A 24600-nucleotide genomic window follows, 5' to 3' on the forward strand; every position below is an offset into this window, starting at 1 on the left:
ATTCCATGAGTCTCAAATGCGGCATCGTCGGCTTGCCCAACGTCGGCAAGTCCACCCTGTTCAATGCGCTGACCAAGGCCGGCATCGCCGCCGAGAACTACCCGTTCTGCACGATCGAGCCGAACGTCGGCATCGTCGAAGTGCCGGATACGCGGCTGAAGGCGCTCGCCGAAATCATCAGCCCCGAGCGCGTCGTGCCGGCCGTGGTCGAGTTCGTCGACATCGCGGGCCTCGTCGCGGGCGCGAGCAAGGGTGAAGGCCTCGGCAACCAGTTCCTCGCGAACATCCGCGAAACCGACGCGATCACGCACGTCGTGCGCTGCTTCGAGGATGACAACGTCATTCACGTCGCCGGCAAGGTCAGCCCGATCGACGACATCGAAGTGATCAACACCGAACTCGCGCTCGCCGACCTCGGCACCATCGAGAAAGCGCTCACGCGCTATTCGAAGGCGGCGAAGTCGGGCAACGACAAGGAAGCGGCGAAGCTCGTCGCGGTGCTCGAAAAGGTGCGCGCGCAGCTCGACCAGGGCAAGGCGGTGCGCGGCCTCGCGCTGTCGGACGACGAAGAAGCGCTGATCAAGCCGTTCTGCCTGATCACCGCGAAGCCGGCGATGTACGTCGCCAACGTGAAGGACGACGGCTTCGAGAACAACCCGCACCTCGAGGCGGTGCGCAAGTACGCGGAAAGCGAAAATGCGCCGGTGGTCGCCGTCTGCGCGGCGATCGAGGCGGAAATCGCCGATCTCGACGACGCGGACAAGGAAGCGTTCCTCGCCGACATGGGCATGGAAGAGCCGGGCCTCGACCGCGTGATCCGCGCGGGCTTCAAGCTGCTCGGCCTGCAGACCTACTTCACCGCGGGCGTGAAGGAAGTGCGCGCGTGGACGATCCATATCGGCGATACCGCTCCGCAGGCGGCCGGCGTGATCCACACCGACTTCGAGCGCGGCTTCATCCGCGCACAGACGATCGCGTTCGACGACTTCGTCACGTACAAGGGCGAGCAAGGCGCTAAGGAAGCCGGCAAGATGCGCGCGGAAGGGAAGGAATATGTCGTGCACGATGGCGACGTGATGAACTTCCTGTTCAACGTTTGAGCGTTGCTGCTGCATCGACCGTAAAAAAGCCCGCTGAATGCGGGCTTTTTCTTTTCGATGGCGGAAGACCGGCTCATTCCCGGCCGACGATCTTCAGCGTCCCGGACATATGCAGGAACTGTCCGTCCTTCGTCGCGATGTTCGTATCCACCGCGCCGCGTTCGAAATCCTCGACGTGCACGACGTTCGAGCCGGTGGACGGCTCATGCCAGTACACCATGTACACCTGCGGACGAATCTCGCGCGCCGTGTACTGCACCGTATCCGTCACACCGTTGAATTGGCCGGCCGTACCGACGAACGACATCGTCTTGTCGTCCTGGAAGTGCAGGTCGAACGCGGTAGCGCCGAACTGCACGCGCACCGTCTTGCCCGCCGCGGGGAACGGCGTCGGCGCGGGCCACTGCATCTCGCCCTTGGCGACCTTCGCGCTCAGCTCGAGCGACGACTTCTCGCCAAGATCCGGGTAGCGCGCCTCCATCGCCGCGATCAGTGCCGCCGAATCCTTCGCGCGCGCCGCTTCGTCGTCGAACGCCTTCACGTAATTGCGCGTGAACGCGACGCCGGTGGCGAACGGCTGGCTGCCGTCACGGTTCGGCAGGAAGTGGCCGGGCACGACGCGCGCCGGCTTCAGCGCATCGATCCGGTCGAGCGTCGCCAGCCAGTTCGCGTGCGACAGCGGCGTCTGCGTGTCGGCCATCCACACGTGAATGTTCGCGGCGACCGGGATGCCACCGACCACGGTCCGTGTGGAAGGAATCCACACGAACGTGCGATCGGGCGTCGGGCCGTCGAGCCCGACGATGCGCAGCGGCTCGCCGTCGACGCGCAGCGTATTGCCGTCGAGCGGCTGCGGCACGATCACCGAAGTCGGCGCATTGTCCTTCAGGATCGGGCCCCAGTAGGCGAGCTTGCCGTCCTTGCTGGCCTCGATCGCGGCGACGGTCTGCGGCGTCGCGACGATCTTCGCATCCGGGAACGCCGCGTGAATGGTTTCCAGCCCGAAGTAATAGTCGGGGTCGCTGTGGCTCACGTAGACGGCCTTGAGCGTCTTGCCGCTCGCCTTGATCCGGCTCACCAGCGCCTGCGCGTCGTTGCGCTGGAACTGGGCGTCGATCAGGATCGCCTCGGTCTTGCCCGAAACGATTTCGGACGAAACCGGGAAGATCGCATGCGCGCCCGGATTGTAGACATCGACGGTGAGCGGGGCGGCGATGCCCGCGGATGCGGCGCCGAGCAGCGCAGTCGCCGCGAATGCGGAAGAAAACAGATGACGGATCGACATGGTTGGACGCTTGATGGGTGGTGAGTGTCCGTAGATTAAATGAAACTACGTTAGTAACAAATCCCCGACTTGTCGATACTTCATTTCCCAACAGGAACGAATCGATCGTCACACATCGGGACACGGCCGTTTAAGCGAACGCCGGCGGACCTGATCTCCTGATAACAGGACGCGAGTACACCAGGGCGTCACTCCTGCATGACATGGCGAACACGCATCGGCAGTGACGAGATCGCGAACGCAGCGGGCTTTTGTCATGTCGGATCGATTCATGAAGGTTTGCGGGAAGCGCGAGCGGACAACCTTTTCACCATTTCCTTCGTTGCCCCCGTTGCACAGATCGCCTGTGCCGCAGGTCGCATCGACCCATCGCCCCATGCGTGACGCGCCGATTTTTCGCAGGATGTGTCGCGCGCTTTCTTCCACTTCGCCATCTGCGCGTCGAGCGCCGCCTTGCGCCGTGGCTGCTCGCTCGCCTGTTTGTCGACGATCCGCTGCAATTCCCGCTCGGCGACGATCTGATCGCGCCACGCGCAAAAATTCATGCTCGTCTGGCTCGATTCACAGTCGCTGAGCAGTACATTGACCTCGCTTGCCGGCAAGCCGCTGCGCGCCGCTATCTCGTCCGCCGCCGTCGGGCCGGCAAATGCATGCGTCGACGCCAGCACGAGCAAACCGATCATGGCCGTTCTCACGGTGCCCTCTGTTGTGACTGGAACGGCGCCGATTCAAGTCGGCGCCGGTTGACAAGCCCTTTGAACGAACGGGCGCCAGACGACGCCCGCTTTCGTCTCGCGGATGAATCCAGACGCGCTGATTCATGTGGGACACGACGCCCGCGTCATCGCTCTGATTCGCTGAACGGAACTGTGTTGTCGGCATCGACGCCATCGTTCACCTCGGTTCTCGAAGCGATGAATGTATGGCGTTGCCGTTCGCGATGAAATCAGACGAGTTCGATTTTGACGCGTTCGTACATCAACGATCGCGGGGTACGAAAGACCGAGCAACGTGACGTGACGTATATCCGCGTGCTCGCGCAAAAAGACAAATGGCCCGACCGGCAACCGCCGATCAGGCCATATTCACGCCCGGGACTTCGCGCCCCGTCGTCACCTCATTCGATCAGATCACGTCGCCGACACCCGCCGCCCCGCATCCGCCCGCGCATCGCGCCCACGCTTGTTCAGCCACGACGCGAGCAGCACGATCAACGCCAGCACGGCCGTCGCACCAACCTCCATCCGGTGTTCCTCGCTGACGAACATCACGGTCAGCGTGCCGCAGATGAACAGGATCACCGCCCACGTGAGCCACGGGAACAGCCACATCCGCAACGTCAGGTCCGCGCCGCCCGCTTCGAGCGTCTTGCGCATCCGCAGCTGCGAGATCGCGATCACGAGATACACGAGCAGCGCGATCGCGCCCGACGTCGCGAGCAGGAAGCCGAACACCTGCTCCGGCATCAGGTAGTTCGCGATCACGGTCAGGAAACCGAACGCGGTCGACGCGAGCACGGCCGCGCGCGGCGTGCCGGTCGAATCGGTGCGATGCAGGAAGGCGGGCGCGTCCTTGCGCCTGGACAGCGAGAACAGCATCCGCGACGCCGTGTACAGTGCCGAATTCAGGCAGCTCGCGACCGACACGAGCACGATTACGTCGATGATCGCCTTCGCGTTCGGGACGCCGATCAGTTCCATCGCGCGCTGATACGAGCCGTGCTTCGGCAGCAGCGGGTCGTTCCACGGCACGATGGCCGCGACGACGAGGATCGAGCCGAGATAGAACAGCGTGATACGCCAGATGACCGAGTTCGTCGCCCGCACGATCTGGCGTTGCGGGTTGTCCGATTCGGCGGCCGCGATCGTCACGATCTCGGTGCCGAGGAACGAGAACATCGTCGTCAGCATCGCCGCGAGCACCGCGCTCGCGCCGTGCGGCATGAAGCCGTCGTGCACGAACAGGTTCGACACGCCCGACACGGCCGGCGCAGGGATGATGCCGACGATCGCCGCGCCGCCGATGCACAGGAACACGACGATCGCGACGACCTTGATCAGCGCGAACCAGAATTCGAATTCGCCGTAGTTCTTGACGGAAAAGAGATTGGTGACGGTAAGCAGCAGCGTGATGCCGAGCGCGAAGATCCATGTCGCGATGCCCGGGAACCACGCATTGAGGATGGTCGCGGCGGCGGTCGCCTCGATCGGGATCACCAGCACCCAGAACCACCAGTACAGCCAGCCGATCGTGAAGCCGGCCCAGTGGCCGATCGCGCGGTCGGCATAGGTCGAGAACGACCCGCTGTCCGGATGCGCGACGGCCATCTCGCCGAGCATGCGCATCACCAGCACGACCAGCACGCCCGCGATCGCATACGCGAGTATCGATGCCGGCCCGGCTTCCGCGATCGCGTGGCCGGAGCCGACGAACAAGCCCGCGCCGATGACGCCGGCAATCGACATCATCGTGACGTGACGCTGCTTCAGGCCGGTGCCGAGGCCTGTGTTGCTTCCACTCATCTGTCTCTCTCCAAAAAACGGTTCCGGTACGACCGGTGTCGCGTGAAGGCGGCGCGGGCGTTGTCGTTGTTGAATCCGGCCGCGGCCGCGCGTGCGCCGCACGCGGGCATGAGGCCGGATGGGGCCGTTCCGGTCGGGTCGTCCGCGCAATCTGCGAAGCTGCGGGTGCGATGCGGCGCACCAGGCGCCGGCGCATCGCGTACGCCCGTTCCGTCGGCTGTCGTCAGCCGCCTTCGAAGCGAAGGAGTGTAAGCATCAAACGGTTCTTCACTAAGAACCAATTGAAGAATTTCGATGGAACCACTCGTTGCATCGATACGAACCGATGCAACGCTTGATCCGGTTCGGCGGCGGCTCGCGTGCTGCGCGCGCCGTTCAGTTCGTGTCGCCGGCGACTTCGTCCCGCCACTTCGCCGGCACGATTGCACGCCATTCCCGCAGGAGCAGGTTTTTCACGGCGTCGGGATGCGCGGCCGACAGGCGCACCAGCACGATCGGCCAGCCGATATAGTGATCGGTCACGTAGTACACGTCGGGCGCCGACTCGATCAGCCACGCGCGCTCGTCGGGGCCGACGCCCTTCACGACGAGCGTGTCGCCGTCCTCGCGCAATCGCGCGAGCAGCTTGCCCTTCACCTTGAGCGCGGGCGTGCCGTACGACGTGCGTTCCTCGACGCCGCGCCACGCCAGTGCGATCTGCCGGACTTCGTCGAATGTCACGATGCCTCCCCGACCGTGCGTCGATGGTTGACGGTCCGGTCACCCTACCGGAAACCGCGCGACGCGCCCAGCCGGGCGGCGTTATCCGCCAGCCGCGCGCGCGGCGGCCGGCGCCCGCCCGGTGGTCGCGACGATCGCGAACGCGATCGCATTCGCGGCGGCGCTCGCGAGGATCGGCACGAGATAGCCGCCGCCCGCGTCGTAGATGAAGCCTGCGGCGGCCGGCCCGATCAACGTGCCGAACGCGACGCTCGTGTACAGAATGCCGATGATCGCGCTCACGTTGCGCCCGCCGAAATAGTCCATCACGACCGCCGGCAGCACGGCGACCCAGCCGCCGTAGAACACGCCGAACACGAGCGCGAACGCGGCCAGCGTCGCGACGCTGCCGGCGCCCGCCCATGCGACGAGCGCGACGGCCATGCCGGCGAACATCGCGAGCAGCGACGCGCGGCGGCCGAAGCGGTCGGCGAGGCCGCCGAGGAAGAAGCGGCCGGCCGTGCTGCCCACGCCGATCGCGCCGAGCAGCAGCACGGCCGTCGACGGCGCGACGCCGTGATCGAGCGCGTACGGCACGAGGTGAACGAACGGGACGAACACGCCGAACGAGCAGACGAGGCAAGCCGCGTACAGGCTCGCGAACGGCCGCGACGTGACGGCTTCGCGCACCGTCGCGCCGGCATGCACGCTCGCGCCGGTCGACGCAGCAGCGCCAGCGGCATGCCAACCGCCGCCGCCGGGTGCATCGCCGTCCGGCAGCAAACCGCGCCTGCGCGGATCGTTCTCGATCAGCAGCGACATGCCGGCTCCCAGTACGATCGCGAGCGCGGCCAGCGCGAAATACGCGCCGCGCCAGCCGACCTGCACAATCAGCGCGGACGCGAGCGGCGGCATCACGAGCGTGCCGACGCCGATCCCCGCGACCGCGAGCCCCGACGCGAACCCGCGCCGGCGCACGAACCAGCGCTGCACCGCGCCGACGGCCGGCACGTACGCGCAGCCAACGCCGAAACCGACACCGAGCCCGTACGCGACATAGACCTGCAGCAGCGTATGCGCGGCGCCGGCGGCCGCGAGCCCCACGCCGGTCAGCAGCATTCCGGCGACGGCGAGCCGCCGCGAGCCGAAACGATCGGCCAGCGGCCCGCTGACGATGCCGAAGCCGAAGTACAGGAAGCCGGCGAGCGAGAACACGAGCGAGATCTGGCCGCGCGACGCGGCGAAATCCCGCTGCAGCGACTCGACGAACGCGCTGAACGTATACGCGCTGCCGAACCCGACGAACGTGACGGCGAACGCGGCCGCCACCACGTACCAGCCGTAGAAAATGCGCGACGCGCCCGGGCGGTTCATGACGATGCTCCTTTCGGGTTCCACCGGCTGCCGGGCGGCGTCCGGATTGCCCCGTGGATATAGTTGAACTATGTTGATCGCATCGGCCGCCGACAGGCAGCCGCGAAACATGCAATCCGATGCGTCAACGGTACTCGCGCGTACGCGTCGTCTCAAACGATATTTCGTCGAACTTTCGCTTTAGAAAAACTGAATGAACCGCTCCCGCCTGCCGCCGCTCAATGCGTTGCGCGCCTTCGAAGCCGCCGCCCGCCACCTGTCGGTGAAGTCGGCCGCCGAGGAGCTGTCGGTCACGCCCGGCGCGGTGAGCCAGATGATCCGTACGCTCGAGACGCATCTCGGCGTGCAGCTGTTCGAGCGCGTGAACCGCGGCATCCTGCTGACGGCCGCCGGCCGCGACTACCTGCCGCCCGTGCGCAATGCGTTCCGGCAGATCGCCGATGCGTCGCAGCGCGTGTCGGGCGCCGCCGACAGCGGCGTGCTGACGGTGAGCGTCACGCCGTTCTTCGCGTCCGCGTGGCTCGTGCCGCGCCTCGCGCAGTTCCGGCAGGCGTGCCCGGACGTCGATCTGCAGGTCGTCACGAGCCACGCGCTCGCGGACTTCGCGCGCGACGGCGTCGACGTCGCGATCCGTCACGGCCTCGGGCGTTACATCGGGCTATGCAGCGAACGCCTGCTGACGGTGGAAATCGTCGCGCTCGCGTCGCCGGAACTCGTCGCGCGGCTCGGCATGCCGGCAGCGCCGGCCGAACTCGTCGGCTGGCCGCAGTTGCACGACGCCGAACGCAAGGGCTGGCACATCTGGTTCGGCGCGCAGCGGATCGACGATTTCGGCCCGCCGCGCGGCCCCGCGTTCGACGACTCGGGCCTGCTGCTGCAGGCGATCGTCGCGGGCCAGGGCGCCGGGCTGCTGCCGGCCGCGATGGTGCGCGGCGAGCTGGCGAGCGGCCGGCTCGTGCAGCTTGCCGACGTCGCGTGGCTCGACGATTTCGCGTACTACCTCGTCTATCCGCCGCATCACGCGGAACGGCCGAAGGTTGCCGCGTTCCGCCGGTGGATTCTCGACGCCGCGCAGGCCGATGGCGCGGCGTCGATGTCCGGCGCGGCGTAGCATCGTGCGGGCACCCGGCGCCGATCCGCTAACATGCGGCGCGGGCGATTGGTCCGACATCGCCCGGCATCGACAACAACGAAGGAAACGAGAGAGACCATGCATGCCCTGCTCCGCCGCGCGACCCATGTCGCGACCCTGTCCGCCGCGCTCGTCGTCGCGGGCGCCGCGTTGCCCCCTTCCGCCCACGCCTATCGCGCGCCGCCCGGCTACGGCAACGAAGCCGATCTCGACCGTCACGACACGTATCGCAACCGCGACGGCGAAACCGTGCATGCGCCCGCGCATTCGAAATCGGGCCGCGTGCCGGACGGCGCGAGCGCGCGCTGCCGCGACGGCACGTACAGCTTCAGCCGCCACCGGCGCGGCACGTGCTCGGGGCACGGCGGCGTCGCCGCGTGGCTGTGAGCGCGGGTCGGCCGAATGGCCTGCGCCGCGCCAGCGGCAGCCGGCGGCGAAGTACAATACGCGCTCGCACCGCCGCGCCCCGCGCGGCACGCTCCGTACCGAATCACCCGACGCCGCCACGCGCGCGCGCTGCGCGGCCGTCTCAACCACTTCTGACTTTCACACCGAAATGGCCCAATACGTTTTCACGATGAACCGGGTCGGCAAGATCGTGCCGCCCAAGCGCCAGATCCTGAAGGACATCTCGCTGTCGTTCTTTCCCGGCGCGAAGATCGGCGTGCTCGGCCTGAACGGCTCGGGCAAGTCGACGCTGATCCGCATCATGGCGGGCGTCGACAAGGACATCGAAGGCGAAGCCACGCCGATGCCGAACCTGAACATCGGCTACCTGCCGCAGGAACCGCAGCTCGACCCGACGAAGACCGTGCGCGAAGCCGTCGAGGAAGGCCTCGGCGACCTGTTCCAGGCCAACAAGAAGCTGGAAGAGATCTACGCGGCGTACGCGGAGCCGGACGCCGACTTCGACGCGCTCGCGGCCGAGCAGGCGAAGTACGAGGCGATCCTCGCGTCGAGCGACGGCGGCAGCCCCGAGCAGCAGCTCGAAGTGGCCGCCGACGCGCTGCGCCTGCCGGCGTGGGACGCGAAGATCGAGCATCTGTCGGGCGGCGAAAAGCGCCGCGTCGCGCTGTGCAAGCTGCTGCTCGAAAAGCCCGACATGCTGCTGCTCGACGAACCGACCAACCACCTCGACGCAGAATCGGTCGACTGGCTCGAGCAGTTCCTGGTGCGCTTCCCGGGCACCGTGGTCGCCGTCACGCACGATCGCTACTTCCTCGACAACGCGGCCGAGTGGATTCTCGAACTCGACCGCGGCCACGGCATTCCGTGGAAGGGCAACTACAGCAGCTGGCTCGACCAGAAGGAAGAGCGCCTGAAGCAGGAAGAAGCGTCGGAGTCGGCACGCCAGAAGGCGATCAAGAAGGAACTGGAGTGGGTGCGCCAGAACCCGAAGGGCCGCCAGGCGAAGTCGAAGGCGCGTATCGCGCGCTTCGAGGAGCTGAGCAGCCAGGAATACCAGAAGCGCAACGAAACGCAGGAAATCTTCATTCCGGCCGGCGAACGCCTCGGCAACGAAGTGATCGAGTTCAAGAACGTCAGCAAGTCGTTCGGCGACCGCCTGCTGATCGACAACCTGAGCTTCAAGATCCCGGCCGGCGCGATCGTCGGCATCATCGGCCCGAACGGCGCCGGCAAGTCGACGCTGTTCAAGATGCTGACCGGCAAGGAACAGCCGGATTCGGGCGAAGTCGTGATGGGCCCGACGGTGAAGCTCGCGTACGTCGACCAGAGCCGCGACGCGCTCGACGGTTCGAAGACGGTGTTCGAGGAAATCTCGGGCGGCGCCGACGTGCTGACGGTCGGCAAGTACGAAACGCCGTCGCGCGCGTACATCGGCCGCTTCAACTTCAAGGGCGGCGACCAGCAGAAGGTCGTCGGCAACCTGTCCGGCGGCGAACGCGGGCGCCTGCACCTCGCGAAGACGCTGATCTCGGGCGGCAACGTGCTGCTGCTGGACGAACCGTCGAACGACCTCGACGTCGAAACGCTGCGTGCGCTGGAAGACGCGCTGCTCGAATTCGCGGGCTCGGTGATGGTGATCTCGCACGATCGCTGGTTCCTCGACCGGATCGCGACGCACATCCTTGCGTTCGAAGGCGATTCGCAGGTCACGTTCTTCGACGGCAACTACCAGGAGTACGAAGCCGACAAGCGTGCGCGCCTCGGCGAGGAAGCCGCGAAGCCGAAGCGTCTGCGCTACAAGCCGATCAGCCGCTGAGCGGCGCGGCCCGGGCGCCCGGCGCCGCGATCACGCGGGGCCGGCGCCGAACGGGGCCGCTTCCGGAACGGCACGATCAAAAAAGCGAGCCCTTGGCTCGCTTTTTTTATCCCGCGTGGCTTCCCCGCCGCTTACACCAGCGCGCCCAGTTCGCGCAGCCGCGCTTCGGTCGCCGCCGCGCTCGTGTGATGAATGCCATGCCAGCCGAGCGCCGTCGCGGCCGCCGCGTTGTGCGCGTTGTCGTCGATGAACACGAGCTCGTGCGGCGCGATTCCCGGCAGATGTGGATCGATCCGCGCATGCATCTCGCGGTAGATCGCCGGATCGGGTTTCACGAGCTTCACGCGGCCCGACACGACGATGTCCTTGAAGCGGCGCAGCACCGGGAAGTTGTCCCATGCATACGGAAACGTCTGCGCGGACCAGTTCGTCAGCCCGAACAGCGGCATCCCCTGCGCGTCCAGCCGGTCGACGAGCGCCGCGCCTTCGTCGAGCACGCCGCCGATCATCTCGTGCCAGCGCGCGTAGAACGCGCGGATCAGCGCTTCGTGCTCCGGAAACTTCGCGACGAGTTCGGCCGTGCCTTCGTCGATCGTCTGGCCGCCGTCCTGGCGGACCACCCAGTCCATCGCGCACACGTGCGTGAGGAACCAGCGCCGCTCGGCGTCGTCGGGAATCAGTTCACGATAAAGGTACTCGGGACTCCAGTCGATCAGCACGCCGCCGAAATCGAACACCACTGCCTTGATCGTCATGCGAACTCCGTGGCGAGCACGTCCGCGAGCGGACGCGGCGTCACCGCGTTGCCCGACAGCGAATTGTTGTTCCAGATGAACTGATGGTGCGCGACGATCTGCGCCGCCGACAGGTGGGCGCGCTCGTTCGTCGTGTGCAGGTCGGACACGACGGTCGTCCGATAGCCGAGCAGCGCGGCGCGCGGCCGAATCGATGCAGAACTCGGTCGCATAGCCGCAGATCAGCACCGAGCGGATGCCGTGGCGATCGAGCTGCGCCGCGAGCGGCGTGTCGTGGAACGCGTCGCTCGCCTGCTTGCGCACGCGCCAGTCGTCGCGGCCGACGACCAGCCCCGCATGCAGTTCCCAGCCCGGCGTGCCGGGCACGACGTCGTCGTCCGCGTCGCCGTCGTGCTGCACGAAGCACACCGGCGCGTTCGCCGCGCGCCCCGCCGCCGTCAACCGGTTGATGCCCGACACCACGTCGTCGAGCCGGTACGCGGGCCGCGCCCGCTCCACCAGCCCGCGCTGCATGTCGACCACGATCACCGCCGTATCCGCCATTGCTTGCCCTCGCTGTTATCGTCCGGCCGTCGTTCGATCTTGACCGAATCGCCATCCGGCCGTTGCCGCGCGTTGCATCAGATCGGCTGCGTGCGCGCGTCGAGCCACGCCTTCGCGTCGCCGCCCAGGTGCCGGCCGACACGCTCGCGCACCGTCGCGTGATACGTGTTCAGCCACGCGCGCTCTTCGTCGTGCAGCATCTCGATCAGCACGCAGCGCGTGTCGATCGGGCACAGCGTCAGCGTCTCGAACGCGAGGAAATCGCCGAACTCCGTCTTCCCGGCCGCCCGGTTCACGACCAGGTTCTCGATCCGGATGCCCCACTGGCCCGGACGGTACACGCCCGGCTCGATCGACGTGATCATCCCCTCTTCCATCGCCGTGTACGGCTCGGCCGGCGCGTAGTGCGAGATGACCTGCGGGCCTTCGTGCACGTTCAGGAAGTAACCGACGCCATGCCCGGTGCCGTGGCCGTAGTCGAGCCCGGCCGCCCACATCGGCGCACGGGCGATCGCGTCGAGCATCGGCGAGCGGATGCCGCGCGGGAAGCGGGCGCGCGACAGCGCCATCATCGACTTCAGCACGATCGTGAAATCGCGCCGCTGCAGGTCGCTGACGGTGCCGACCGGCACGACGCGCGTGATGTCGGTCGTGCCCGTCATGTATTGGCCGCCCGAATCGATCAGCAGCAGGCCGTCGCCGACGATCGTCGCGTGCGACTCGCGCGTCGCGTGGTAGTGCGGCATCGCGCCGTTCGCGTTGAAGCCGGCGATCGTCGCGAAGCTCGCCGACACGTAGCCGGGGCGCCGGGCGCGCGCGGCCGTGAGCTTTTCCTCGATCGTCAGCTCGGTGATCGTCTCGCGATTGACGGCCTGTTCGAACCACGCGAAGAACTCCGCGAGCGCGGCGCCGTCGTGCTCCATCGTCACGCGCACGTGCTCGATCTCCGCGGACGTCTTGCGCGATTTCGCGAACGTCGACGGATTCACGGCCTCGACGAGCTTCACGCCGGCCGGCACGGCCTCGAGCGTGCCGAACGTCACGCGGCGCGGGTCGATCAGCAGCGTCGCGCCGTCGGGCAGCGCCGCGAGCGACGCACGCGCGGCGTCGTACGCGCGGACGTCGACGCCATCCCGCGCGAGCGACGCGGCCAGCGCCGGCGGCACCTTGCCGTCGGCGACGAACAGCGTCGCGCGATCGGCGCCGATCAATGCGTGCGCAACGAACACCGGATTGAAGTTGACGTCGGCGCCGCGCAGGTTGAACAGCCACGCGAGATCGTCGAGCGTCGACACGAAGTGCCATTGCGCGCCCTGCGCGTGCATCGCGCGGCGCACGTCGGCCAGCTTGCTCGCGCGCGTCGTGTCGGCCTGCGGCGCCACGTGCTCGAACACCGCGTCGGCGGGCAGCCCCGGCCGCTCCGGCCAGATCGCGTCGAGCAGGTCGACGTCGGTGCGCAGCGCAATGCCGCGCGCGCTCAGCGCGGCCGTCAGCCCGCGCGCGGCCGCGACGCCGAGCACGGCGCCGTCGACGCCGACCGTCGCGCCGGTCGCCACGTTCTGCGCGAGCCAGTCGACGTGCGGTGCGCTCTGCTGCCCGCCCGTCATCTTCATCAGTTGCACGCCCGTGCCCGCCAGCTCGGCGTCGGCCTGCACCCAGTAGCGGCTGTCGACCCACAACCCCGCGAACTCCGCGGTCACGACCAGCGTGCCGACCGAGCCCGTGAAACCCGACAGCCAGCGGCGCGCCTGCCAGCGTTCCGGCAGGTATTCGGACAGATGGGGATCGGCGGACGGCACGAGATAGGCGGCCAGGTTCTCGCGGGCCATCGCGTCACGCAGCAGCGCGAGACGGGCCGGCACCGGCGAGACTTCGGGGAGACGGGCATTCATGATTTCACCTGAGAGCATTCAGCGACGGGCCGACAGCGCGACCGTCACGGCTACGGCGAGGAACGCGACGCCGGTGCAGACCGGCCATTCGAGCGTCTCGCCATCGTAAAACAGTCCCGAGAGATTGCCGACCATGCGGGCGGCGGCCGCGCCCACGATGCCGACGAGCACCGCGATCCACCACGCCGGCCGACGCGTGCGCCGCATCGGATGCAGCCAGCGGCCGAACAGCCCGACGGCCGCTCCCAGGACAAGGATTCCAAACCAGTTCATTCAACGCCTTCTATAAATTCAGATTCGTCCCATAGGCGTGAACGTTGCCAGCGGCTAGCATCGATTCATCCATCGAACCCGAGACCAGCCGGGCGCCGCGAACGTTCGAGTGTAGGGGCCGACTCGACGTTATGGCAAGCGCACACCGGCTGCCGTATTGAAGAAATCGTCATGCGAATCGCTCTGATCGATCCGGAGTCGCGTCATAGCGCACTCCTGAACCGCCTGCTCTTCGCGGGCGGTCATGTGTGCCATGCGTTTCCGTCCAGCACCGCATTCTTCGAATGGCTCGCCGCCGACAACACCTGCGACATGCTGGTCACCGGCCACTGGGCCGGCGACCAGCCGGCGCAGGAAGTCATTCCGCGCGCGCAGGCGGTCCTGCCCGGGCTGCCGGCCATTGCCATGATGCAGTCGGCGCGCGAAAGCGAAATCGTCTCGTGCCTGCACGCGGGCGCCGACGATTGCCTCGTGCGCCCCGTGAGCGGGCCCGAGTTTCTCGCGCGCGTCAACGCGCTAAGCCGGCGCGCGGGCGTACGGCGCGCACCTGCCCGCTCGCGCGAAACGTATGGCGAATACGCATTCGACACCACGCATTGCCTCGTGCGTTTCGGCGACGCAATCGTTTCACTCACGCCGAAGGAGTTCCGTTTCGCGCAGTTGCTGCTCACGAACGTGTCGCGGCCCGTGTCGCGCGCCCATATCCTCGAAACGGTATGGGGCCGCCGCCGCGACATGAAGTCGCGCACGCTCGACACGCACGCGTCCCGGCTGCGCAGCAAATTGCAGCTGCTTCCGGAGCGCGGCTACCGGCTGTTGCCGCTCTATGGCTTCGGCTATCAGCTCGACCGCGTGCCGATCGAACCCCCAAATTCGCGGCCCCGCCACGCCGATGCCCGGTATGCAGCGAGTGAGGAAATCACTGAAACGCTATAATATGAGGCTAAACGATAGCCCTCGATATGCAACTCCTCACGATCGGAATCAACCATCACACTGCGCCTGTCGCCCTGCGCGAACGCGTGGCGTTTCCGCTCGAGCAAATCAAACCGGCTCTCGTCACGTTCAAGAACGTGTTTCTCGGCCCGCAGGCGCCGAATACGCCCGAGGCGGCGATCCTCTCCACCTGCAACCGCACCGAACTGTATTGCGCGACCGACGATCGCGCGGCCCGCGAAGGCGCGCTCCGCTGGCTGTCGGAATATCACCGGATTCCGGTCGACGAGCTCGCGCCGCACGTCTATGCGCTGCCGCAGTCGGAAGCGGTCCGGCACGCGTTTCGTGTCGCGTCCGGCCTCGATTCGATGGTGCTCGGCGAAACCCAGATTCTGGGCCAGATGAAGGATGCCGTTCGCACCGCGACCGAAGCGGGCGCGCTCGGCACCTACCTGAACCAGCTATTCCAGCGCACGTTCGCGGTGGCGAAGGAAGTACGCGGCACGACCGAAATCGGCACGCAGTCGGTGTCGATGGCCGCCGCCGCGGTGCGCCTCGCGCAGCGGATCTTCGAAAAGGTGTCGGATCAGCGCGTGCTGTTCATCGGCGCCGGCGAAATGATCGAGCTGTGCGCGACGCACTTCGCCGCGCAAGGCCCGCGCGAACTCGTCGTCGCGAACCGCACGGCCGAACGCGGCCAGCGGCTCGCCGAACGCTTCAACGGCCGCGCGATGCCGCTGGCCGACCTGCCCACGCGCATGCACGAATTCGACATCATCGTGTCGTGCACCGCGTCGACGTTGCCGATCATCGGCCTCGGCGCGGTCGAGCGCGCGGTGAAGGCGCGCCGCCACCGGCCGATCTTCATGGTCGATCTCGCGGTGCCGCGCGACATCGAGCCCGAAGTCGGCAAGCTGAAGGACGTGTTCCTTTACACCGTCGACGATCTCGGTGCGATCGTGCGCGAGGGCAACGCATCGCGCCAGGCCGCGGTCGCGCAGGCCGAAGCGATCATCGAGACGCGCGTGCAGAATTTCATGCAATGGCTCGACACGCGCAGCGTCGTGCCGGTGATCCGTCACATGCATACGCAGGCGGACGCGCTGCGCCGGGCCGAAGTCGAGAAGGCGCAGAAGCTGCTCGCGCGCGGTGACGATCCGGCTGCGGTGCTCGAAGCGCTGTCGCAGGCGCTGACCAACAAGCTGATCCACGGCCCGACGAGCGCGCTCAACCGCGTCAACGGCGCCGATCGCGATTCGCTGATCGACCTGATGCGCGGCTTCTACCAGCACGCGCCGCGCTCGAACGACCCATCCGGCCACTAGCGCCGCCCGGTCGCCCTGCCGCCGGCCGGTCGTTGTCCTGCCGCCGGCCTATCCTTTCCGAATACCCCTTGCCCGGGAGCGCCGCTCCACACCATGAAGACGAGCATGCAACGCAAGCTCGACCAGCTGTCCACACGGCTGGCCGAACTGAACGACCTGCTGAGCCGCGAAAACGTCACGGCCGACCTCGACCAGTACCGCAAGCTGACACGCGAACATGCGGAACTCGGCCCGGTCGTCGAGCAATACGCGTTATGGCGCCAGTCGCGCAGCGACGAGGCGGCCGCGCAGGAGCTGCTCGCCGATCCGTCGATGCGCGATTTCGCGGAAGACGAGATCCGCAGCGCGCGCGAAGGCATGGCGCGCCTCGAGACCGAGCTGCAGAAGATGCTGCTGCCGAAGGATCCGAATGACGACCGCAACATCTTCCTCGAAATCCGCGCGGGCACGGGTGGCGACGAATCGGCGCTGTTCGCGGGCGACCTGCTGCGCATGTACCTGCGCTTCGCGGAACGCCAGCGCTGGCAGGTCGAAATGATGTCGGAGAGCGCGTCGGATCTCGGCGGCTACAAGGAAGTGATCGTGCGGATCGCGGGCCAGGGCGCGTATTCGCGCCTGAAGTTCGAATCGGGCGGCCATCGCGTGCAGCGCGTGCCGGCCACCGAGACGCAAGGGCGCATCCATACGTCCGCGTGCACGGTCGCCGTGATGCCGGAAGCGGACGAAATCGGCGAGGTCGAGATCAATCCGGCCGACCTGCGCATCGACACGTTCCGCGCGTCCGGCGCCGGCGGCCAGCACATCAACAAGACCGATTCGGCGGTGCGCGTCACGCACATCCCGACCGGGATCGTCGTCGAATGCCAGGACGACCGCTCGCAGCACAAGAACAAGGATCGCGCGCTGAAGGTGCTCGCCGCGCGCATCAAGGACAAGCAGTATCACGAGCAGCATGCGAAGGAAGCCGCGACGCGCAAGAGCCTGATCGGCTCCGGCGACCGCTCGGAGCGCATCCGCACGTACAACTTCCCGCAGGGCCGGATGACCGACCACCGGATCAACCTGACGCTGTACCGGCTCGAGGCGATCATGGACGGCGATCTCGACGAACTGATCGGCGCGCTCGTCACCGAGCATCAGGCCGAGTTGCTCGCGTCGCTCGGCGAAGCCGACTGAGGCCGCGATGTCCGACACCACCGCCGACGCGCTGCTACGCGCATCGCCGCTCGATCCGGTCGATGCGCGCGTGCTGCTCGCGCATGCGCTCGGCTGGACCCGCACGCAGCTGATCACGCGCGGCGACGCGCCGCTCGACGACGCCGCGGTCGAACGCTTCCGCGCACTGGAAGCACGCCGCGTCGCCGGCGAGCCCGTCGCGCAACTGGTCGGGATGCGCGAGTTCTTCGGCCGCCCGTTCGACGTGACGCCCGACGTGCTGATCCCGCGCCCCGAAACCGAGCTGCTCGTCGAAGCCGCGCTCGACGCGATCGGCGGGCTGCCGCATGCCGCCGTGCTCGACCTCGGCACCGGCAGCGGCGCGATCGCCGTGTCGATCGCGGCCGAGCGTCCCGATGCGCGCGTCTGGGCGCTCGACCGCTCGCCGGCCGCGCTCGCGGTCGCGCAACGCAACGCCGACAAACTGCTCGACGCGCGGCGCCCCGGCGGCCCGCTGCACTGGCTGCAGAGCGACTGGTACGCGGCGCTCGATCCCGCGCTCGCGTTCGATACGATCGTCAGCAACCCGCCGTACATCGCGCAGCACGACCCGCACCTCGCGCAAGGCGACCTGCGTTTCGAGCCGCGCGGCGCGCTCACCGACGATGCCGACGGCCTCAGCGCGATCCGCACGATCGTCGCGGGCGCCGGCGCACATCTGAAACCGGGCGGCACGCTCTGGATCGAGCACGGCTACGACCAGGCCGAAGCCGTCCGCGCGATCCTGGCGTCGCACGGCTTCGTCGCAGTCGAATCGCTCGCCGATCTCGCCGCCATCGAACGCACGACCGGCGGCCGCCTGCCGGGCTGATGGCCGGCCCGCCCGGTTGAAATCCGCTATCATTTCGATCTAACGCCCCGCAAACGCAAGGTCAGTCATGGACACCCAACAACGTATCAAGCAAATCGTCGACGAAAACCAGGTCGTGCTCTTCATGAAGGGCAACGCGCAATTCCCGATGTGCGGCTTCTCGGGCCGCGCCGTGCAGGTGCTGAAGGCCTGCGGCGTCGACCAGTTCAAGACGGTCAACGTGCTCGAGGACGACGAAATCCGCCAGGGCATCAAGGCATTCTCGAACTGGCCGACCATCCCGCAGCTGTACGTGAAGGGCGAATTCATCGGCGGCTCGGACATCATGATGGAGATGTACCAGTCGGGCGAACTGCAGCAACTGTTCGCCGCCGCCTAACACGCGGCACCCATCCCCATTTCAATGGCATCTCCCAGCGCGCCGCCACGCCGGCTGATCGTCGCGATCACCGGCGCCACCGGCGCGATCTATGGTGTGCGGCTGCTCGACCTGCTGCGCGCCGCCGGCGGCGTCGAAACGCATCTGCTGATCTCGAACGCCGGCTGGCTCAACATCCAGCATGAACTGAAGCTGCCGAAGGCCGATGTCGAACGCCGTGCGGACGTCGTGCATTCGGTGCGCGACGTCGGCGCGACGATCGCGTCGGGCTCGTTCGCGACCGACGGCATGGTGATCGCGCCCTGCTCGATGAAGACGCTGGCGAGCGTCGCGCACGGGCTGTCCGACAACCTGATCACGCGCGCGGCCGACGTCACGCTGAAGGAACGCCGCCGTCTCGTGCTGATGGTGCGCGAAACGCCGTTCAACCTCGCGCATCTGCGCAACATGACCGCCGTCACCGAAATGGGCGGCATCGTCTTCCCGCCGCTGCCCGCGTTCTACGCGATGCCGAAGACGATCGAGGAACTCGTCGACCAGACCGTCACGCGCGTGCTCGACCTATTCGCGCTCAGCGCCCCGCTCACGACGCCGTGGGCCGGCATCCGGCACGCGCAGTAAGCCATCCTTCTGCGCGGATCTCCTTCGATTCGCACTGCAACTCCCATCGATTTCTCACCTTTGGATGCGAATCCGCATTCGAGCACCGGTCGTCGCCACGATTATCAACAAACAGACGTCAATCAAATTCTCTGTCGCCGATTTATCAATGCACGGTACGCGCTTATAGTCACAGGCAACCCCTTTTGCAGGTCACCACCATGAACCGCTTGCCTTCGCTCTACCTGTCCCACGGCGCCCCGACACTGCCGATCGACCCGGCGCTGCCGTCCGGCGCGTTCACGCACCTCGGCGCCGAGTTGCCGCGCCCGCGCGCGGTGCTGATGCTGTCCGCGCACTGGGGCACGCAACAGCCGGTCGCGAGCGTCGCCGCGCATCCGGACACGATCCACGATTTCTACGGTTTCCCGCAGGCGCTGTACGACATCCGCTATCCGGCGCCGGGCGCACCGGATGTCGCCGAACGCGCGGCCGCGCTGCTGAACGCGGCCGGCATCGCGACCGCGACGACCGAACACGGGCTCGATCACGGCGCGTGGGTGCCGATGCTGCTGATGTTTCCGGAAGCCGACGTGCCGGTCGCGCAACTGTCGATCCAGCCGCGCGCGAACGCCGCGCATCACTTCGCGCTCGGCCGCGCGCTGCGGCCGCTGCGCGACGAAGGCGTGATGGTGATCGGCTCGGGCCAGATCACGCACAACCTGCGCGCCGCCGATTTCGGCGCGGCGCCCGAGGATGCGGACCCGCGCGTCGCCGAATTCACCGACTGGTTCGAGGCGAAACTCGCCGCGCGCGACGTCGATGCGCTGCTCGACTATCGCCGGCAGGCGCCGCACGCGGCGCTGATGCATCCGACCGACGAGCACCTGCTGCCGGTCTTCACGGCACTCGGCGCGGCGGATGACGACTACCGGCTCGGCATCCAGTCGCTCGGCACGTACCAGCGCGTGCTTGCGATGACGAACTACGTGTTCGCGAACGCCGACGCCTGAACCCGGACGGCGGTGCAACCGCCGAGCCAGTCAGCAAAAAGCCCGCCCGAGTATCGCGCTCGGGCGGGCTTTTTTGCGCTGCATCCTGCCGCCGCCGAATCCGGCGACAGGTCACGCGTCAGACACCGACCCCTTCGAGGATCTCGTCGTGCGACTCGCGCTCGTCGAGATACTGGGTCCGGTAGCCGGTATTCACGCCCCAGAAGTAGAACACCAGCGAAATCGCCGCGACGATCAGCATGTCCCAGCCATACGGCAGGTAGCCATGACCGCCGAACTCCTTGCTGCCGATCAGCGACAGCACGGCCATCGTCGGCAAGTATGCGACCAGCCACCACGCGGCCTTCAGGTCGGCGCCCCAGCCGGTCCAGCCCGACTTCGCCTGGAAGTAGAAATACACCGGCAGCGCGACGATCATCAGCAGGATGATTTCGCCCGTCAGCGGCCACTTCGCCCAGTACAGGATCAGCGACGCGCATACGAACGCGAACGGCGCGATCAGCTTCATCAGCGGAATCGACAGCGGGCGCTCGATGTCGGTCGCCGAACGGCGCAGCGCCATCAGGCTGATCGGGCCGGTCAGGTACGAGATCACCGTCGCGACCGAGATCACCGCCGCGAGCGAGCTCCAGCCGCGGAAGAAGAACAGGAAGATGAACGACACGAGCAGGTTGAACCACATCGCCTGGCGCGGCACGCCGTAGATCGGGTGCACGTTGCCGAACATCTTCGGCATCGTGTTGTTGCGCTCCATCGCGTAGATCATGCGGGTGGTCGTCGCCATGTAGGTCGTGCCGGTGCCGCTCGGGCTGATGAACGCGTCGACGTACAGCAGGATCGCGAGCCAGTTCAGGTTCAGCGCGATCGCGAGCTCCGCGAACGGCGACGAGAAGTTGAAGTGCTCCCAGCCCTTCGCGACGTCGGCCGGGTTCACCGAACCGATATACGCCATTTGCAGCAGCACGTAGATCACGAGTGCGAGCAGGATCGACGTGATCACCGCGAACGGCACGCTGCGCGACGGATTGCGCGCTTCACCGGCCAGGTTCACCGGGCTCTGGAAGCCGTTGAACGCGAACACGATGCCGCTCGTCGCGACCGCGGTCAGCACGGCCGACCAGCCGTACGGCGCAAAGCTGGCATTGGATGCGGTGCCGAGGTTCTCCGAATGGAAGCTCGACAGCATCAGGCCGAGGATCGTGAGGCCGGGGATCAGGAACTTGAAGATCGTGATCGCGGTGTTCGCCCGCGCGAAGGCCTTGACGCCCCAGTAGTTCAGCATGAAGTAGACGACGACCAGCACGGCCGACAGCAGCAGCCCGAGCGTCTGTAATTCACCGTTCACGAACAGGGCGTGCGCCCACGGATACGGCCAAGTGCTCATGTACTGGATCGATGCTTCGGCCTCGATCGGGATCACGGATACGATCGCGATCCAGTTGGCCCATGCGCTGATGAAGCCCACCAGCGAACCGTGCGAGTAGCGCGCGTAACGCACCATGCCACCCGATTCGGGGAACATCGCCCCCAGTTCCGCATACGTCAGCGCAATCGCGAGAATCACGACGGCGCCGATGATCCATGCGCAAATCGCCGCCGGACCGGCGATCTTCGCGGCCTTCCAGGCACCGAACAGCCAACCCGAGCCGATAATCGAACCCAGCCCCGTCAGCATCAATGCAAACGGGCCGATGTTCCGTTGAATAGAACTCTTCACATCCTCTCCTGTGTCTCAAAAAGCATGGTCGGCCTGCGATCCGGGATCGGCTCGGAGCGCGCCGCGCACGCATTCTTGGGGAGGAGGGTTACCCGATCGGGGCAACCCGTCCACGCGGCGCGTAGTTTAACGGTTGCACCTCGAACGTGGCGCCAAAATCGATCGACCCCTACAAAAAATTCGCATCGCTTGCAAGCTTTGTAAACCAGATATCCGCAATAACCCTGAGAGCATGGGAATACGGTTGACCGTCAGAAGGATTAGCCGTATAAAGGACTTCGCAGGATTTCAAGCGGCGAGTGAATTGGTTCTTTCGTAGTTCGCCCATCAACGGTACTCCGGTTGGTCCTATTACCCCTTCCTTGATTTTCCGCACCCCATGGGCCTCGGCCCCGTTTTATTTTTTTAGGAACAAGTAACATGGCAACCGGTACCGTCAAGTGGTTCAATGACGCAAAGGGCTTCGGCTTCATCACCCCGGAAGGCGGCGGCGACGATCTGTTCGCGCACTTCTCGGAAATCCGCGTCGAAGGCTTCAAGACGCTGCAAGAAAACCAGAAGGTTGAATTCGAAGTGAAGACGGGCCCGAAGGGTCTGCAAGCTGCGAACATCCGTCCGGTCTAAGCTTGGCGCGATTATTCGTGTAAAAAAGCCCCGCTTCGGCGGGGCTTTTTGTTTTTGCGCGCCGGTCGTCCTACATGGTGGCGCATGGCGGCCCGTAGCCGCCCGCCGTTCAGCCGAACAGTCGCTGCGCGTGAATGCCGAGCCCCGTCGCGACACTCGCGAGGCGATCGCCGAACACCGGCTGCGCATCCGGGAACGCACCGGCGAGCGCGCCGGACAGGAATGCAAGCCCCGTCGAACCACCGGTGAAATACAGCGCACCGACGTCGCGCGGCGCCACGCCCGCGAGCCGCACCGTCTCGCGCGCGGCGTCGACGATGCGCGCGGTATCGTCGCGGCTCGCGTCGACGAGGCGATTCGCGTCGAATGCGATCAACAGATCCTCTTCCACGTCGTTCAGGTCGATCATCGTCTCCCCGCCCGCCGCGACGCCGATCTTCGCTTCTTCCGCACGCGCCATCAGCGCGTGCCCGAGCCGCTGGTCGACCACGCTCGTGAGCCGGTCGTACTGCCGCACGTCCTGGTACAGGTGCTTCATCAGCTTCAGCTCGCCGACGCGCTTCGGGGTGTAGACGGTGTTGATCAGGTGCCAGGTCGCGAGATCGAAGTAGATCTTGTTCGGCAGCTCGCGCCCTTCCGGGTCGAGCGAACGGTAGCCGAATGCGGGCAGGATCGCCGCCAGCTCGACACGCCGGTCGTAGTCGGTGCCCGCGACGTGCACGCCGTGGTGCGCCAGCACGTCGTCCTTGCGCTCGAGCCGCGCCATCCGCGCCGGGCCAACGCGCACCAGCGAGAAGTCGGACGTGCCGCCGCCGATGTCGGCGACCAGCACGAGACGCTCGGCCGGCTGGCGCGATTCGTAGTCGAATGCGGCGGCGATCGGTTCGTACTGGAAGTGAACGTCCGCGAAGCCGACCGATTGCGCGGCCGCCTCGAGCTGATCCTGGGCGAGACGGTCGGCGCGCGGATCGTCGTCGACGAAGAACACCGGCCGGCCAAGCACCGCGCGGCCGATCGGCGCGCCCGCGCGCGCTTCGGCCTTGCGCTTCAGGTGCGTCAGAAAGCGCGCGATGATTTCGGTGTACGCGATCGCGCTGCCGTCGCCGAGATCGGTTGTCGTTTCCGCGAGCGGCGAGCCGAGGATGCTCTTCATCGAGCGCATCAGCCGGCCGTCGAAGCCGTCGATATAGGAAGCCAGCGCCGCCCGGCCGTATTCGACCGTCTCTTCGTCGTTGTTGAAGAAGATCGCGGTGGGCAGCGTCAGGTGGTCGCCCTCGACGGGCGCGAGGCGCATGCCGTCGCCGTCGGGCAGCGCCACGGCGGAATTGGACGTGCCGAAATCGATCGCGCAGTAAGTCATGGGAAGTTGCCGCAGCAGGGCCGGCGCGAAAACGGAAAGGATCGGCTTTTTAACATGAAGCCCGCGGGATCACAACCGGGGCCGGCCACCGGGGCCGCGCAACGGGCGCCGGTGGCGACGGCGCGCGGCGTGGCGCGCCGGAAACGGGCGCGGACAGGATGCGCGACGCAGCCTGCCCACCCGCGGGGTCAGGCCGCTGCGTCGAAGCTCTTCTTCCACGCACCCGCGTAGACGACTTCGCCGAGCGCGTGGCGCGTGCGCGGCGCCTTCTCGCGATCGCGCAGCACGGGATCGAGCTTGTCGACATTGCCGTAGTGGCCGAGCGAAATGATCGACACGATCGCGACATCCGCCGGAATCGCGAACGCGTCGCGGAATGCCTTCGCGTCGAACCCGCTCATCTGGTGCGCGGCGAGGCCGAGCGCGTGCGCCTGCAGCACCAGCGACATCGCGGCGGCGCCGGCGTCGTACAGCGCGGTCGGCGCCGGCTCGCCCTTCGGCGTCAGCGTGTGCGCGGTGACCGCGATCAGCACCGGCGCCGGTGCATTCCAGCCCTGGTTGAACGGCACCAGCGTCGCGAACGCGCGCTTGAACGCGTCTTCGTCCTGGGTGCGATCGAATACGATGAAACGCCACGGTTGCGCGTTGTACGCGGACGGGGCCCAGCGTGCCGCTTCGAGCACCGCGTGGAGATCGCCGGCGCTGACGGCTTCATCCGAATACGCGCGGGGGCTCCAGCGGCCCGCGATCAGATCGTGAATCGAAACAGTGGTGGGAGCAGGTTTGACGGACATGCGGTTCCTCGCTGACATCGATGAAGG

The 24600-nt window shown here is 66.8% G+C and carries 23 protein-coding genes and 2 pseudogenes; 12 read left to right on the forward strand and 13 right to left on the reverse strand.

Translation table 11 applies throughout. The features are described 5' to 3' along the window. Positions 1 to 5: 5 nt before the first annotated feature. Entirely contained in the window at positions 6 to 1100 is a 1095-nt protein-coding gene (gene ychF, locus J8I35_RS20240) for a redox-regulated ATPase YchF (RefSeq protein ID WP_050013056.1), read from the forward strand. 73 nt (positions 1101 to 1173) lie between these two features. Here the strand turns inward: ychF and J8I35_RS20245 are convergent, their stop codons facing one another. From J8I35_RS20245 to J8I35_RS20265, 6 genes and pseudogenes are all read right to left on the reverse strand, one after another. Then, the gene (locus J8I35_RS20245) at positions 1174 to 2385 is read right to left on the reverse strand and encodes an MBL fold metallo-hydrolase (RefSeq protein ID WP_209926750.1); all 1212 of its coding nucleotides are present in this window, start codon (positions 2383 to 2385) and stop codon (positions 1174 to 1176) included. A gap of 269 nt (positions 2386 to 2654) precedes the next feature. Beyond that, positions 2655 to 3068 (reverse strand): lysozyme inhibitor LprI family protein, encoded by a 414-nt coding sequence (locus J8I35_RS20250; RefSeq protein WP_209926752.1) that lies wholly within the window; start codon positions 3066 to 3068, stop codon positions 2655 to 2657. Between the two features lie 8 nt (positions 3069 to 3076). Further along, positions 3077 to 3249, reverse strand: a pseudogene (locus J8I35_RS34975) (lysozyme); the annotation flags it as partial. A 266-nt stretch (positions 3250 to 3515) separates the two neighbouring features. Beyond that, a complete protein-coding gene (gabP, locus tag J8I35_RS20255; protein ID WP_050013065.1) occupies positions 3516 to 4907 on the reverse strand; it encodes a GABA permease in 1392 nt (463 codons plus the stop codon). 375 nt (positions 4908 to 5282) lie between these two features. Further along, positions 5283 to 5627 carry an MmcQ/YjbR family DNA-binding protein gene (locus J8I35_RS20260; RefSeq protein ID WP_124594077.1) on the reverse strand — a complete coding sequence of 115 codons (345 nt, stop codon included), beginning with the start codon at positions 5625 to 5627 and terminating at the stop codon, positions 5283 to 5285. A gap of 81 nt (positions 5628 to 5708) precedes the next feature. Beyond that, on the reverse strand, positions 5709 to 6980 hold the full coding sequence (locus J8I35_RS20265; RefSeq protein ID WP_050013067.1) for an MFS transporter: 1272 nt from the start codon (positions 6978 to 6980) through the stop codon (positions 5709 to 5711). Positions 6981 to 7173: 193 nt separating this feature from the next. Here J8I35_RS20265 and gcvA point away from each other — a divergent pair, with 193 nt between their 5' ends. From gcvA to ettA, 3 genes are all read left to right on the forward strand, one after another. Continuing rightward, a complete protein-coding gene (gcvA, locus tag J8I35_RS20270) occupies positions 7174 to 8091 on the forward strand; it encodes a transcriptional regulator GcvA (protein ID WP_050013068.1) in 918 nt (305 codons plus the stop codon). Positions 8092 to 8190: 99 nt separating this feature from the next. Further along, complete coding sequence (locus J8I35_RS20275; RefSeq protein WP_209926753.1) at positions 8191 to 8499, forward strand: DUF3761 domain-containing protein; 309 nt, start codon at positions 8191 to 8193, stop codon at positions 8497 to 8499. 169 nt (positions 8500 to 8668) lie between these two features. Then, on the forward strand, positions 8669 to 10336 hold the full coding sequence (gene ettA, locus J8I35_RS20280) for an energy-dependent translational throttle protein EttA (protein WP_124594075.1): 1668 nt from the start codon (positions 8669 to 8671) through the stop codon (positions 10334 to 10336). 131 nt (positions 10337 to 10467) lie between these two features. On the opposite strand, the gene J8I35_RS20285 is transcribed toward ettA, so the two are convergent. The 4 genes and pseudogenes from J8I35_RS20285 to J8I35_RS20300 form a co-directional block, all read right to left on the reverse strand. Next, positions 10468 to 11091, reverse strand: coding sequence for an HAD-IA family hydrolase (locus J8I35_RS20285; protein WP_209926754.1), 624 nt, complete (start codon positions 11089 to 11091; stop codon positions 10468 to 10470). Next, a pseudogene (locus tag J8I35_RS20290) lies at positions 11088 to 11634 on the reverse strand (cysteine hydrolase family protein). Before J8I35_RS20290 ends, J8I35_RS20285 begins: the two are co-directional and overlap by 4 nt. A gap of 77 nt (positions 11635 to 11711) precedes the next feature. Then, on the reverse strand, positions 11712 to 13526 hold the full coding sequence (locus J8I35_RS20295) for an aminopeptidase P family protein (RefSeq protein ID WP_050013073.1): 1815 nt from the start codon (positions 13524 to 13526) through the stop codon (positions 11712 to 11714). A gap of 18 nt (positions 13527 to 13544) precedes the next feature. Continuing rightward, positions 13545 to 13799, reverse strand: a complete 255-nt coding sequence (locus J8I35_RS20300) for a hypothetical protein (RefSeq protein WP_089488127.1) — start codon at positions 13797 to 13799, stop codon at positions 13545 to 13547. A gap of 171 nt (positions 13800 to 13970) precedes the next feature. On the opposite strand from J8I35_RS20300, the gene J8I35_RS20305 reads away from it, so the two are divergent. From J8I35_RS20305 to J8I35_RS20335, 7 genes are all read left to right on the forward strand, one after another. Then, entirely contained in the window at positions 13971 to 14735 is a 765-nt protein-coding gene (locus J8I35_RS20305; RefSeq protein WP_050013075.1) for a response regulator transcription factor, read from the forward strand. A 26-nt stretch (positions 14736 to 14761) separates the two neighbouring features. After that, on the forward strand, positions 14762 to 16060 hold the full coding sequence (gene hemA, locus J8I35_RS20310) for a glutamyl-tRNA reductase (RefSeq protein WP_050013076.1): 1299 nt from the start codon (positions 14762 to 14764) through the stop codon (positions 16058 to 16060). A 93-nt stretch (positions 16061 to 16153) separates the two neighbouring features. Continuing rightward, positions 16154 to 17236 (forward strand): peptide chain release factor 1, encoded by a 1083-nt coding sequence (prfA, locus tag J8I35_RS20315; protein WP_006494405.1) that lies wholly within the window; start codon positions 16154 to 16156, stop codon positions 17234 to 17236. Positions 17237 to 17243: 7 nt separating this feature from the next. Continuing rightward, positions 17244 to 18086, forward strand: coding sequence for a peptide chain release factor N(5)-glutamine methyltransferase (gene prmC / locus J8I35_RS20320; protein ID WP_124557529.1), 843 nt, complete (start codon positions 17244 to 17246; stop codon positions 18084 to 18086). A 67-nt stretch (positions 18087 to 18153) separates the two neighbouring features. Further along, positions 18154 to 18465, forward strand: coding sequence for a Grx4 family monothiol glutaredoxin (grxD, locus tag J8I35_RS20325; RefSeq protein ID WP_006477066.1), 312 nt, complete (start codon positions 18154 to 18156; stop codon positions 18463 to 18465). A 24-nt stretch (positions 18466 to 18489) separates the two neighbouring features. Continuing rightward, positions 18490 to 19086 carry a UbiX family flavin prenyltransferase gene (locus J8I35_RS20330; protein WP_050013078.1) on the forward strand — a complete coding sequence of 199 codons (597 nt, stop codon included), beginning with the start codon at positions 18490 to 18492 and terminating at the stop codon, positions 19084 to 19086. 200 nt (positions 19087 to 19286) lie between these two features. Continuing rightward, positions 19287 to 20078, forward strand: a complete 792-nt coding sequence (locus J8I35_RS20335; RefSeq protein ID WP_124594068.1) for a class III extradiol ring-cleavage dioxygenase — start codon at positions 19287 to 19289, stop codon at positions 20076 to 20078. A 118-nt stretch (positions 20079 to 20196) separates the two neighbouring features. On the opposite strand, the gene J8I35_RS20340 is transcribed toward J8I35_RS20335, so the two are convergent. Further along, positions 20197 to 21795: an APC family permease gene (locus J8I35_RS20340; RefSeq protein WP_050013080.1), complete on the reverse strand. Its 1599-nt coding sequence runs from the start codon at positions 21793 to 21795 to the stop codon at positions 20197 to 20199. Between the two features lie 420 nt (positions 21796 to 22215). On the opposite strand from J8I35_RS20340, the gene J8I35_RS20345 reads away from it, so the two are divergent. Next, positions 22216 to 22419, forward strand: a complete 204-nt coding sequence (locus tag J8I35_RS20345; RefSeq protein ID WP_006477070.1) for a cold-shock protein — start codon at positions 22216 to 22218, stop codon at positions 22417 to 22419. 109 nt (positions 22420 to 22528) lie between these two features. Here J8I35_RS20345 and J8I35_RS20350 read toward each other — a convergent pair whose 3' ends face one another. Then, the gene (locus tag J8I35_RS20350) at positions 22529 to 23779 is read right to left on the reverse strand and encodes an Hsp70 family protein (protein WP_124680770.1); all 1251 of its coding nucleotides are present in this window, start codon (positions 23777 to 23779) and stop codon (positions 22529 to 22531) included. Positions 23780 to 23967: 188 nt separating this feature from the next. Beyond that, positions 23968 to 24573 (reverse strand): nitroreductase family protein, encoded by a 606-nt coding sequence (locus J8I35_RS20355; RefSeq protein ID WP_069619473.1) that lies wholly within the window; start codon positions 24571 to 24573, stop codon positions 23968 to 23970. Positions 24574 to 24600: the final 27 nt, after the last annotated feature.

The organism is Burkholderia sp. CpTa8-5 (assembly GCF_017815045.1).
Classification (GTDB): Bacteria; Pseudomonadota; Gammaproteobacteria; order Burkholderiales; family Burkholderiaceae; genus Burkholderia; species Burkholderia sola.